The sequence below is a fragment of the Proteiniborus ethanoligenes genome (assembly GCF_900107485.1).
In the GTDB taxonomy this organism is placed as follows: Bacteria; Bacillota; Clostridia; order Tissierellales; family Proteiniboraceae; genus Proteiniborus; species Proteiniborus ethanoligenes.
The window spans coordinates 59,254-72,969 of record NZ_FNQE01000018.1; the positions used below are offsets into that span (position 1 = coordinate 59,254).

Here is a 13,716-nt window from a genome sequence, read left to right on the forward strand (position 1 = left end):
ATATTCTATTAATTAATATTATTTAACCATATGGCATGCTACAAAATGGCCTGGTAGAGCCTCTCTTAATTCTGGTGCCTGGCTTCTGCATACATCTTGAGCTAGCTTACACCTTCCTTGAAATTTACAGCCTGGCGAAGGATTTATAGGGCTTGGCACATCTCCCTCAAGCATTATTCTCCTTCTTTTTTGCTCAATATCTGGGTCTGGAATAGGAACCGCTGAAAGTAATGCTTGAGTATAAGGATGAAGAGGATTGTCATATAGGTCACTACTACTTGCAAGCTCCACTATTGCCCCTAAATACATAACTGCAATTCTATCTGATATATGCTTTACCATACTCAGGTCGTGAGCAATAAATAAATATGTGAGCCCAAATTCACTTTGCAAATCTTCAAGAAGATTTACCACTTGAGCTTGGATAGAAACATCAAGGGCTGAAATCGGCTCATCACAAACAATAAATCTAGGCTCAACAGCAAGGGCTCTAGCTATTCCTATACGCTGTCTTTGCCCACCGCTAAACTCATGTGGATATCTGTTAGCATGTTCCCTTCTTAATCCAACAAGCTCCAATAAATTATATATTCTCTTTTGTCTTTCTTGTCCTGAATAAAGTCCATGAATGTCTATGCCTTCTCCAATAATATCTGTAACTGTCATTCTAGGGTTAAGAGATGCATATGGGTCTTGGAATATCATCTGTGCAGACCTAGTAAAATGTTTTTTTTCTGCATTATTAAGCTTATTTACACTCATTCCGTCAAAGATTATCTCCCCATCTGTAGCACTATATAGGCCTATTATTGTTCTTCCTGCAGTAGATTTACCACAGCCTGATTCTCCAACTAGGCCTAAGGTCTCTCCCTCTTTGATACTAAAGCTTATTCCATCTACAGCTTTTAAAGTTAAACCACTTCCTACATTAAAATGTTTTTTCAAATTTCTAACTTCTATTAAAGTTTTTCTTTCATTCATAATGGCTACATCCCCCTTTCAGTAATGGGATTTTTCACCTTAGGTGCATTTTCGTGCTTTAGCCAGCAATGAACATAATGAGCATCTGTTAAATTACTCTTATTAGGAAACTGCTCTTTGCATATTCTCATTGCATAATCACATCTATCAGCAAAGGGACATCCCTTAGGTGGAGCAAATAAATCCGGAGGAGTACCATCAATAGGCACAAGTCTTTCCTTTTGTCCCTTATCTAATCTAGGTACAGACTGTAAAAGTCCCCAAGTATAAGGGTGCTGAGGATTGTGAAATATATCCTTAGATGTACCACTTTCTACTATAACTCCTGCATACATAACTGCTATCCTATCTGCTATTTTAGCCACAACTCCAAGGTCGTGAGTTATCAGTATAATAGAAGTATTAAGTCTATTTTGTAGCTCTTGCATTAGCTCTATTATTTGAGCTTGAATAGTTACATCCAGAGCAGTAGTTGGCTCATCAGCAATTAACAGCTTAGGATTACATGCTAGGGCAATGGCAATCATAGCTCTTTGTCTCATCCCCCCACTAAATTCATGTGGATATTGTTCAACACGCTTATCTGGATTCGGCATACCTACTAGCTTTAGCATTTCAATGGCTCTTTCCTTAGCGTCTGCCTTACTTAACTGCTGGTGCTTCATAAGTCCTTCCATAATCTGTTTGCCAACTCTCATAGTTGGATTTAATGAAGTCATAGGGTCTTGAAAAATCATACTTATTTCCTTTCCCCTAATTATTTCCATTTGTCTATCTGTAAGCTTGGATAAGTCTTTTCCTTCAAAAAAAACATTTCCTTTTTTTATCCTTCCAGGAGGCATTGGAATAAGCTGCATTATAGTCTGTGCAGTAACTGATTTTCCACAGCCTGATTCGCCAACTATTGCTAGAGTTTCACCTTTATTTACATGAAATGTTGTTCCTCTGACTGCCTGGACTTCGCCTGCATATGTGTCAAAGGAAACAGTTAGATCTCTAACATCTAATAAAACACTATCTTTATTTTCCAACTTTTCTCCCCCCTCCTACTTTCTAAGTCTTGGGTCTAGTGAGTCCCTTAACCCATCACCTAAGATATTAAATGCAAGCATAGTAATAGATATTAGAACTGCTGGGAAAAACAATTGATAAGGATGTATTAATAGCATTAATGTTCCATCTTGTGCTAAACTGCCCCAGCTTGCAAGAGGTGGTCTAATGCCAAGTCCAATATAGCTTAGGAATGCCTCAGTAAATATGGCACCAGGAACTTGGAATGTGAGATTTATTATTATTGGTCCCATTGCATTTGGAATCAAATGCTTAAATATAATTCTTGACGTATCTGCACCAAGAGTTTGTGCCGCTAATACGAATTCCATTTGCTTTAGCTGTAGTACTTGCCCCCTAACTAGTCGGGCCATACCTCCCCAGCCTGTAATGGATATTGCTATTATTATAGTAGGTAACCCTGTACCCATAACCACCATTAGTAAAATTACCCATAATAGCTCTGGAATAGAATATATAATCTCTACAAAACGCATCATTATAATATCTACATATCCACCTAAATAACCAGATATTCCACCATAAATAATTCCTATTGTAACATTAATAATCGCAGAGACTAGTCCTATAAAGAGTGAAACCTTTGCACCCTCCCAGCATCTAACGAATATATCTCTGCCTAATGAATCAGTTCCAAACCAATGAACAGCATCCGGACTTTTGTTTATTGCATTAAGATCCTGTCTATCATAAGGGAAAGGACGCATCTTCGGTCCAGCAAAGGCCATAAAAACTATTAACACTAAAACAATTAATGAAATAATAGCTAACTTGTTTTCTTTAAGCCTTCTCCATGCATCTGACCAGTAGGTTAAGCTAGGTCTTACTATTTTTTGAGCATTTTCTACATCTTTCCCTATTATTTCAAACACATCTTTGTCTAATTCAACCTGTGACATTTCATTCCCCCCTTTAATCTAATCTAATTCTTGGGTCAATTAATCCATATACAATATCTATTAAATACATCATAACTATTAGAATAACTGCAAAAAATATAGTTGTACCTAAAATCAGAGTATAATCATTTTGTTGAATACTTTGAACATAATATTTACCCATACCAGGAACAGCATATATGGACTCAATAACAAATGAGCCTACAACAACTCCTGCTATCATAACACCAATAATAGTAACTACAGGAAGAATAGCATTTCTAACTGTATGCCTCCAGGTAACATCTTTTCTTGAAAGCCCCTTTGCCTTCGCAGTTCTTATATAATCTTGACTAAGAACATCTAGCATGCTAGTCCTCATCATTCGGGCAATATAGGCAATCATACTAAAGCCTAGAGCAGTAACTGGAAGAATATAATGCTCAAAGGAACCCCATCTAGCTACTGGTAGCCATTTTAGCTTTGCCCCAAATACATACTGAAACAATGCCGCAAAAACAAAGTTAGGGACTGAAACTCCTATAACAGCTAGAAAAATAACAAAATAGTCAAAGGTTTTTCCTCTATTTAGTGCAGCAATTATGCCAAAGGTAATTCCTAAGCCTGCTCCTATGCATACTGCTGCCATTCCCAGTTTGGCAGAAACAGGAAATGATGTTTTTAGCATATCGTTAACACTTCTATTTTTATATTTCATCGAATCTCCTAGATCACCCTTAAGTAAGTTTTGGAGATACTTACCATACTGAACAATAAGAGGTTTGTCTAAGCCGTATTTTTTCTTCATGTTTTCCATGATTTGTGGCTGTATTTTCTTTTCATTAGTAAATGGATCTCCAGGGATTGCATGCATTAGAAAAAAAGTAATTGTTATAATAATCCAAATTGTTAGTAAAGCAATAATTCCCCTTTTCAATGTATACTTTAACATAATACACCTCCTAAATTTCTTATTAAAAATAAAATATATTGAACAATACACGCCCCCTTTAATTTAAGTAAAAAGCAAAAGCTTCTATACGAAAGCATTGACAAGATAGGTTTTGCTGACCACTTTTAGATCAAGTTCCTCAAATAAAGTAGTAAAGCAGAGCTTCCCTATTTATTGTCAAAAATAAAGGATTAATTAATTTTTATGCGGATATAACAATAAATAAATGTTGAATAGTGTCTAAAAAGAAAAAAATATGCAGATAAATAGGATGTGTCCACCAATTGTCAGAACTTTAAAATTTCTTTATATAATACATCAAAAAGACTAATATTACAATTAAATATGTTTTAACAATATGTTAATAAACCGTAACATTTTTATCCCAAAAGCCTTTTCTAGCAATTATCTCGCTTTGAAAGCAGGTAGTCCTTTATATGCTAAACCCCTTAAAAAATTCCAATTGTAAGGTGGTTTATAAATATGCTTATATGTTTATAATTATTTGTAATTGCTTCATTTGAAAAGTGGTTGTACTCTTCTAATATAGACTTTATTTTATCTGTTTTTGTTTGTATATTTTTGAATGTTTTCCGAAATGCAAGCTGCCCCCGCGGAGGCATCAAGGTTTAGTAAAATGCAGGAAACGTTTTCCTATCCTGCATTTTGTTGCGAAAAAAGAGATAAACTATAAGCTTATCTCTTTTACTAATCCCTAATTTATTTTTTTATAATATCTAAAAATTTTTGTCCTGTAATAATATCAACACCCAGTTCTTTAGCCTTATCTGCTTTAGAGCCTGCTTCTTCTCCTACAATAACATAATCTGTCTTTCTACTTACACTTCCAGAAGTCTTGCCCCCCATTTTTTTAATTATGGCTTCTGCTTCACTTCTAGTCAGCCCTTCTATGCTGCCTGTTATTACAACAGTTTTACCCGTAAACATTGTCTCTTCTACTATCTCCTCATGCTCATATTTAATATTAATTCCCTCTGACATTAGCTTTTCAATACTACTTAATATTTTTTCATCATGAAAAAACTCAATAATACTGTTAGCCACTATATCTCCGATGTCAGGTATTGTAATGAGCTTTTCTCGTTCTGCCTCCATAAGCTTTTCTAATGATTTAAACTCATGGGCTAAATCACTGGCAGTTTTTTTACCTACATTAGGTATTCCAAGGGCATATATAAAAGAATCTAAGGTGCATTCCTTACTTTTTTCAATGGCAAGGAGCAAATTTTGGGCTTTTTTAGGTCCAAATCTTTCAAGATTTATTATATCCTCATACTTAAGCTCATACAGCTGCGGAATATCCTTTAAATGAATTTCCTCAAAAAGCTGTGCTGCAGTTTTTTCGCTAAAGCCTTCTATATTCATAGCATCTCTACTAGCAAAATGTACTAGTCTAGAAACCAACTGCGGCTTACAGGATAGAGAATTAGGACAAAAAATATGAACACCCTCTTGAACTAGGTCACTATCACAGGCTGGACATTTTTCTGGTTTTTTTATCTCTTCCATATTGGTACAATCATCATCTACAATTCCCATGATTTCAGGTATTACATCATTAGACCTTCTAAGCCATACTCTACAGCCTAATGCAACCTGCTTTCTCTGTATATCGTCCCAATTATTAAGAGTAGCTCTTCTTACTGTTACTCCTCCTATATCAATGGGCTGGAGCAACGCTGTAGGAGTAACCTTTCCTGTTCTCCCTACATTCCATTCTATACCTAAAAGCTCTGTAGTCACTTCTTCTGCTTCAAATTTGTATGCAATCGCCCATCTAGGAAACTTCTGAGTATATCCTAAAGCATCTCTAGTTTTCATATGATCTATTTTTATTACCAATCCATCTGTAAGAACATCCAAACCTTTCCTGTCTTCTTTTATTCTCTCGATTTCATGTATTACTTCCTCTATATTGTTAAAGGTTTTTAGATAATCATTAACAGGAAATCTGTTATCTTTGAGAAATTCTATCATTTCAACATGAGTATTGAAGCTTAGATTTTCCCCGTATCCGATATTATAAAAGTATGCTATGAGATTTCTTTCTGCAGTAATCTTAGGGTCAAGGTTGCGAAGTGCTCCTGCTGCTGCATTTCTTGCATTTTTAAGAGGCTCTGCTGCTGTTTCATTGTATTTCTCAAGAGCTGATAGTGGCATTAAGCCTTCACCCTGTACTTCTATAATACCTTTATGCTTTATGCTTAAGGGTATGGATTTTATTGTTTTAAGCTGTGGTAAAATAGCCTCTCCTGTAGTTCCACTACCTCTAGTAGCACCTTGTATTAGGTTCCCATTTTCGTAGGTTAGATTAATAGTTAAACCATCAAATTTTAGCTCCATAACATAGGTTGGTTGGGGCAGTTTGTCTTCATGCTCCATGTTATACTGTTCAATTAGCCTTTTCACCCTTTGATCCCAGTTTCTAAGTTCACTAAAGCTTTGTCCCTTATCTAAGCTCCACAGACTGCCTAAGTGCCTATGCTTTTCGAACTTTTCTAAAGGTATACCACCTACCCTTTGAGTAGGTGAGTCAGGCAATATATTACCTGTTTCTTTTTCTAGACTTACTAGCTCATCATATAGTTTGTCATATTCTCTATCGCTGAGCTTAGGATTATCTAAAGTGTAATAATAATAGTTAAGGTCATTTATAATATCTATTAGCTCTTTTATCCTATCTAGTTTATTCAAAACATATCACCCTCTCTTAAGAAATCACTTCTATAGGTGCAAATGAAAGCATTAATTTTTTTATGCCTTGACCTTCAAAGGCTATACTAAGCTGTTTATCGTTTCCATCATCCTTTATAGCTACTACAGTTCCTATGCCCCAATCCTTGTGTTTAACCTTTACTCCCACATGGATATCTAGATCTACAGCTCCTATGCTTTTTCTTGTGTTCTCTACAGTATAACCAGTAAAGTATTTAGGAGATTCACTATTACTTGCTTTACTCCATGTTGAAAATGTTGACTTCATTTTGTTGTCACTTAAGTCTTCCATTAGCTCTTGAGGTATTTCCTTTAAAAACCTAGACATAGAGTTGTTTCCTGTCTTTCCGTAAAGCATACGACTAGTAGCACGGGTCATATATAAATTTTCCTCTGCTCTTGTAATCCCTACATAGCATAGCCTTCTTTCCTCTTCCATGTCATCTTCGCTAAAATATGCCCTTGAGGTTGGAAATAGGCTTTCCTCCATGCCAGTCATGAATACTACTGGGAATTCAAGACCCTTTGCACTATGAAAAGTCATTAGTGTAACTGTGTCCCTATCTCCATCATCTGTTTTATCTATATCGGAAAGCAAAGAAATATTTGCAAGAAATGCTTCTAAGGTCTTTTCCTCGCTAGTTTGTTCAAAGTTTACAGCAACAGAAAGAAACTCTCTAATATTTTCTACTCTTGACTCTGCTTGTATACTATCCTCTTGTCTTATCTCTTCTATATAACCAATCGAATCAATAATATTCTCTATTAAATCCTCAACACTGAAAATCTCCTTCATAGCCATAAATTTTCTAATTAAGGATGAAAAAGAGCTTAAGCTATCCTTAGCCCTTTGAGTGAGACCAGGTATTTCGTCACAATCCAACATAGCATTGTATAAGCTCTCTCCTTTTTTAAGGCTATACTGCTCTAATCTATCTATTGAAGTTTTCCCTATTCCTCTTTTAGGTACATTTACAATTCTCTTAAATGCATAATCATCAACAGGATTTTGAATTAATCTTAAATAGGCTATAATATCCTTAATTTCTTTTCTATCGTAGAACTTATGTCCTCCTACAATTTTATAAGGAATATTTGATTTTACAAAAGATTCTTCTATAACACGTGATTGGGCATTAGTTCTATACAAAATTGCAAAATCAGATAGTTTTTTGTCTTCTTCCTTAGATATTTCTTTTATTTTGTCTACTATAAAATTAGCCTCATCATACTCATTTTCAGCACAATAGGTCTTTATTAGACAGCCTTCATCATTTGCAGTCCATAGCCTTTTACTTTTTCTGCCTTGGTTGTTCTCTATTACTTGATTGGCAGCATTTAGGATTGTTTTTGTAGAACGATAATTCTGCTCTAGTTTAATAACCCTTGCATTTAAATAATCCTTTTCAAAATCAAGAATATTTCTGATATCAGCACCGCGAAACTTATAGATGCTCTGGTCATCATCTCCCACTACACAAATATTCTTGTATTTTTTTGATAGAAGGTTTATTAGCTCATATTGAGCTCTATTTGTGTCTTGGTATTCATCTACTAGTATATATTTAAACCTTTCCTGATAATGTTCAAGTCTATCCCCATGCTTTCTAAACAGTTCTATGGTCTTTCCAATTAAATCATCAAAATCTAAGGCATTATTTTGTTTAAGCTTTTTCTGATATAGACTATACACTTCACCTTTTTGTCTTTCTCTAAAATCTCTATAATTTTGGTTAATATATGTATCTGGCTGGATTAAATTATCCTTCTGTGAGCCAATAAAACTCATCATTGCAGCTGGCTCATAAAGCTTTTCGCTTAAATCTAATTCCTTTATACAATCCTTTATTAAGGTTTTTTGATCTGTGGTATCAAATATAACAAAATTGCTCCCATATCCTAATCTTTCGATATCCCTTCTAAGTATTCTCACACATATGGAGTGGAAGGTACCTGCCCAAACAGCATCTATTCCGTCTCCAATTAGATTTGATATTCTTTCTTTCATTTCATTGGCAGCCTTATTTGTAAAGGTTAAGGCTAGTATATTATATGGGCTTACTCCCTTTTCTTTTATAAGGTGTGCAATTCTATGAGTAAGTACTCTAGTTTTGCCCGAACCTGCCCCAGCTAAAATAAGTAAAGGGCCTTCTGTAGCCAGTACTGCCTCTCTTTGTTTATCATTAAGTCCATCAAGAAAATTCATCAATAGTTGCTCCTTTCATTTTCCTCTCTTCTCATTATTATATAGGAAAGTATATAATTAATGAAGGAGAATATAAAAACTTTTGCTCTAATAGAAAACCTTCTATTAAAATGGTATTTCATTTTTATAGAAGGTTCTTCAACTATCTTTCTTTTTTCTTCTTTCTGCTAAGTGAGAATCCACCAAATCCACTAATCACTGCCATATAAAACCCAAAGTCGTACCACCATCCAGTATTTACACCTTCATATATCCTAATTCCTGGCTTGAATATACTTATTATTAAGGAAATCGGTGCAATCCATCCATGCCATATGCCTGAAAGAAATCCTGCTGGCTTATTATATGTGTAGCTGCCATCCCCAGGTATACATCCAGACAATAGCATTGTCAGTAGCAAAATCATTATAGATAATATTAAAGTCCTTTTTTTCATTTTTATCGCCCCCCATGCTTCTATAGTAAATCTTATATTTATGCTGCTTTCTCTACATTAAATAAGCTATAGAAGTATCCTTCTTCATCAATTAATTCATCAAAGCTGCCCATTTCAATAATTTGACCCTTGTCTAATACTAATATTTTATCATATTTACTTAATAGCTCTTCACTTAGTTTATGGGTAATTACAATTGAAGTCAATCCTTCAATACCTAATAAGGAGTTTTCTATTTCGTAGGCTGTTTTTGAATCTAGGCTTCCTGTGGCTTCATCTAATAATATAATGGGTGTGTTTTTTACTAATGCTCTTGCAATAGATATTCTTTGTTTTTCTCCTCCAGAGAGATTAGAACCATTTTCACCAACTGAAGAGTCTTTTCCCATAGGCAGGTTCTTTAATAGCTCTTCTAGACCTGAATTCCTTATTGCATTATCTATTTCTTCATCAGTATAATCTCCATATAATGCTACATTTGCCTTTATACTATCATCAAACATAAAGACATTTTGCTGTATAATAGATATTAGCTTATATAAGGATGTAAGACTAATATCTTTAATACTTTTATCATCTAATTTTATCTCTCCGTCATAATTTTCATAATATCTTAAGAGCAGCTTTAATAAGGTAGATTTTCCACTTCCACTTTTGCCTACAATGGCTATTTTTTCGCCTTTGTTTATACTAAAGCTAATATTGTCTAAGATTTTTCTTTCCTCATTGTAAGAGAAAGAAATATTTTCAAATTGGATTAACTCTCTAAATTCCTCCTTGCTTGCGCCCTCTTCCTCTCCATTGCTTTCATTTATCATATTACATAGCTTTTCATTTATAGGCTTTGCTCCTTTTATTTTAGTTAGAATATAGGAGAAGTTTAACACAGGGTTAACTATATAGTTGGTAAGCTGTACTGATGCTACCATTCCTCCTGCTGTAAACTGGCCATTAAGTGTGAGATAGGTTCCTAAGCCTAAGGGTACAAAGAAAACTACGAATCCAAAGAATTCTGAAATAGTATTTGCAATTGATTCAAAAAATCCTGACCTGTATTTTTTTGTTTCTAAAGACTCGTTAGAATGTTGGAAATCTTCCTTGATTTTCTCTTCAATATTGAAGCTTTTTATTACTTCAAAGCCTGTGAAAATATCCTTAATTTTTGTAGTAAAGGAGCCTATTCCATCAGAATACTCCTTCTTTCGTTTTCCTAATTCCTTTTGGAAAATTGTTGGAACAAGCATAGGAATAAATCCAGAAAGTAATATTGCAATAGCTACATAAGTGTTAAGCTTAAATATTGCAAAGGTAGCTATAATAAAAGTAATCACATAATCAAAGGAATCTAATAGGCTTAGGAAATACTCTTGTTCTACTATCCCGGTATCGTTATTTATAGCAGAAATATAATTAGCACTGTTTTCTAATGAGAAAGAGGAAATCTTACGTGATATAAGGTTATTAAAAATATCCTTCTTTAAATTATACATAGTATTTTTGATGAAAAGTCTTCTTAGTATTCGTTTAATAAAGCCTAATATGCCCATGAGTACAGAATATCCAGCCATAAGATAGAGAACAGATTTTAGTCTATCAATCTCTCCTCCATAGCTAATATCTGTTATTTGTCTCAGAATAAATGCCAAAATGACACTTGAAGCAGAGCACATAGTTATGAAAATAAAATTTAGAGCCAATAAGGTTTTACTCTTTAAAAAATACTTTTTCATAAATATCCTCCTTAAATTTTTAAATCTTTCTTTATAAAATCTATCATTTGTCTTAAGGATTCTTTATTAAGACTATAATATGTTTTGTTTTCATATCTTTCCATAGTGATTAGTCCAGCAATTAGTAGGTTATTAGCATGGTAGGAAACTGTAGCAGATGTAATGCCTAATGCTTCTGTAATTTCCTGCCCATACTTTTCTCCTTCAGAAAGTAGCTTTATAAATGTATATCTGTTTAAATCTCCTAGATTTTTAAATATTGATATATTTCGTTCCATAGAAGCCTCCCTATTTGCTCCTTGGAATATCTGTTCTATGTTTTTACCTAGGATTAAATAACTCTCTCCTTTTTTGTTTATTCGGTTTTGGGATAGGGTGTAAGAATGAAAGAATGATGGAATTATGAATAAGGTTTTTATAATTTTTGCGTCTATAAATTGATTAATAGGAATATCTATAGCTATCCCCTTCTTATTTACTTCTTCTTCTAATTTCAGAGTAAAATCCTCCATTTCCTTTTCATGCTTCCTATATAGAGCATCATATTTTAAGCTGTATTCTCTAATCAAGGTTGTGAAATCATTTTTATAGCCTTCTATGTTGTTTAAAATTGAAAATATTCTCCATTTTTCTTCATCGGATATAGGTTTGTCTTCTAAAAATTTATAGAGCTTTACCTTGTCCCTCAGTAATTCCTTAATTATTTCATCATCTTTTACTTGAATCCATTCTTCACCATGATAGTCGATAAATGCTATGATAATTTTTTGTACCTCATATTCATCTAAGGCTTCTATGTATTCAAGATATTCCTCTAAGTCCTTACAGTACCACATTTTATCTGTATGTATTAGTGAAAAACCTACATTAGAATTAAAATGAAATGTTCTATTGTATTTAGGAAGTTCATCTCCAAGTAAGACCTTTACCTCTTCCAATGCCTCTTTGAACACTTTATCCTCTGGAATATTGTACTTAGAAATCTCCTCAAAATATTCTTCAGAGTTTAGCGACACCATTAGACTTGCAAATAAATCATAAAGCTTTCCTATTTCCTTATTAAATAACACCTTCATAAAAATCGCCTCCTGTATTTATCTAATATCATCTTAGAGATTCATCTAATGTCCTGCCAAAAAAAATGTGCTTTTATCTCCTGTTTTTCGATTTTCGATATCTATCTAATTACATTATATATAAACATCTAAATATGTCAATACTATTTTTGAAATTTTTTCAAAATTTTTTCCTTTATTTAGATTTTATGATTGAGAATTTTATCAGGGTTATTAATCACTCATTTTATATATTCTGACTCCTCCAAAATAACCATAGGACTTTAATGATGCAGTTATCGTATCATTAGAATGTGCTGCACAAATCAAATCATCCTTAGCATAGTCAATAATTATTAATGTATGAAAGGGTCTGCCATTACTGTTAAACAAGGATACTGCATCTCCCCTATGGCCATATGATAAAACTTTTTTAAATTTAGAATCATCATTAAAATAGGTTCTATCAAAATCTTTATAAGAGACAGCCTTTGACATCCAATAATAGCTAAATGCATCTGCCCCTCTCCAGGTCGAAGAAATTTTACTTACATCCCACAAATTGTTTGATCTGCAGAACCAATTTTTAAAATTTGTAGCATTGGTTCCTAGCATTGGTTTGCCACCAGCATTTAATGCTTGTGATATAAAGTTAGCACAATCTCCACCCTTTCCTGCATAGCTTGGATATTTGTCTGTATTATAATTAAAGGCATGGGTAATTGCATATTTTACAGCCTTTTCTGGAGAATAAGTAGATATTGCATTTACGCTTTTTTTAGATTTCTTCTTAGATTGGAGTTTTATGCTCTCTATAAAAGAATATCCTTGTATATATGAATTAACTAGGGCAGCATCTGCGCTTTTATCCTTGATTATGTGTGAATAAGCACCCTTTAGAAAATATAAATTCATTTTCCAATTTGATAGAGATGTTTCTCGCCCATACCTTTGAGTAATAAGCCTAGTAATGTATTCCTCTTGGGCTAGTACATCCCTATATCCTTCAATATCTAGAATGTTTAGAGCATCTCTATTTTCCAGATACAGCTCTACTACTGTAGCATTATTATATTTTTTCCTAACAATATATTTATAAAGCCTTTCTATGTCATAAAAATTAATCTCTTTACCTTTTATCCTATGCAAAATCTCATCATAAATCTGTGCTTTAGTTAATTCTCTATTAATCAAGGATCTATATATTGTTCTAAATAGTAAAATTCTCACTGCCATGATTCAATCATCCTTCCAAAATACAAATTTTGATTATATATTCTATTTAATTTATGCATTATAGGGTTATTTTGTTATTGTAAAAATAGTAAAACAAAACACCCTCATTTTTTTTGATATGCTCCCCTTGTAGTAGACAGTTAAAATAATAAAACTGTTCACTACAAGGAGGAGTATTTTTTATGGGAAGAAAAGGTGCATTTACAACAAATGAGAAACTAGAATATGTCCATAGATGTTTAGATGGAATAGACTCCATTAATAATACTGCTAAACTTATTGGCGTTGACAATAGCACCTTAAGAGAATGGATTAGAAATTTTCAAGCACTAGGTGTTGATGGATTAGGTACTTCTAAGAATTCTTTTTATTCAGAAGAAATTAAGAATATAGCTGTAAGAGATTACTTAGATGGAAAAGGATCATTAGCTGATA

The 13,716-nt window shown here is 33.4% G+C and carries 11 protein-coding genes; 1 reads left to right on the forward strand and 10 read right to left on the reverse strand.

Annotated elements, in window-relative coordinates:
- Positions 1 to 18: 18 nt before the first annotated feature.
- From BLV37_RS08775 to BLV37_RS08820, 10 genes are all read right to left on the reverse strand, one after another.
- Complete coding sequence (locus BLV37_RS08775) at positions 19 to 981, reverse strand: ABC transporter ATP-binding protein (protein WP_091730127.1); 963 nt, start codon at positions 979 to 981, stop codon at positions 19 to 21.
- Between the two features lie 5 nt (positions 982 to 986).
- The gene (locus BLV37_RS08780; RefSeq protein WP_091730131.1) at positions 987 to 2,012 is read right to left on the reverse strand and encodes an ABC transporter ATP-binding protein; all 1,026 of its coding nucleotides are present in this window, start codon (positions 2,010 to 2,012) and stop codon (positions 987 to 989) included.
- Positions 2,013 to 2,027: 15 nt separating this feature from the next.
- A complete protein-coding gene (locus tag BLV37_RS08785; RefSeq protein ID WP_091730134.1) occupies positions 2,028 to 2,951 on the reverse strand; it encodes an ABC transporter permease in 924 nt (307 codons plus the stop codon).
- 13 nt (positions 2,952 to 2,964) lie between these two features.
- On the reverse strand, positions 2,965 to 3,882 hold the full coding sequence (locus BLV37_RS08790) for an ABC transporter permease (RefSeq protein ID WP_091730135.1): 918 nt from the start codon (positions 3,880 to 3,882) through the stop codon (positions 2,965 to 2,967).
- Between the two features lie 720 nt (positions 3,883 to 4,602).
- A complete protein-coding gene (gene ligA / locus BLV37_RS08795) occupies positions 4,603 to 6,597 on the reverse strand; it encodes an NAD-dependent DNA ligase LigA (protein ID WP_091730138.1) in 1,995 nt (664 codons plus the stop codon).
- A 16-nt stretch (positions 6,598 to 6,613) separates the two neighbouring features.
- Positions 6,614 to 8,824: a DNA helicase PcrA gene (gene pcrA / locus BLV37_RS08800; protein WP_091730140.1), complete on the reverse strand. Its 2,211-nt coding sequence runs from the start codon at positions 8,822 to 8,824 to the stop codon at positions 6,614 to 6,616.
- Positions 8,825 to 8,966: 142 nt separating this feature from the next.
- Positions 8,967 to 9,260 (reverse strand): hypothetical protein, encoded by a 294-nt coding sequence (locus tag BLV37_RS08805; protein WP_091730143.1) that lies wholly within the window; start codon positions 9,258 to 9,260, stop codon positions 8,967 to 8,969.
- A gap of 38 nt (positions 9,261 to 9,298) precedes the next feature.
- On the reverse strand, positions 9,299 to 10,990 hold the full coding sequence (locus BLV37_RS08810; protein ID WP_091730146.1) for an ABC transporter ATP-binding protein: 1,692 nt from the start codon (positions 10,988 to 10,990) through the stop codon (positions 9,299 to 9,301).
- Positions 10,991 to 11,001: 11 nt separating this feature from the next.
- The gene (locus tag BLV37_RS08815) at positions 11,002 to 12,066 is read right to left on the reverse strand and encodes an ArsR/SmtB family transcription factor (RefSeq protein ID WP_091730148.1); all 1,065 of its coding nucleotides are present in this window, start codon (positions 12,064 to 12,066) and stop codon (positions 11,002 to 11,004) included.
- Between the two features lie 213 nt (positions 12,067 to 12,279).
- Entirely contained in the window at positions 12,280 to 13,281 is a 1,002-nt protein-coding gene (locus tag BLV37_RS08820; RefSeq protein ID WP_091730151.1) for an amidase domain-containing protein, read from the reverse strand.
- A gap of 182 nt (positions 13,282 to 13,463) precedes the next feature.
- Here BLV37_RS08820 and BLV37_RS08825 point away from each other — a divergent pair.
- The coding region (locus tag BLV37_RS08825; RefSeq protein WP_143031478.1) for a helix-turn-helix domain-containing protein at positions 13,464 to 13,716 on the forward strand (253 nt) is incomplete at its 3' end.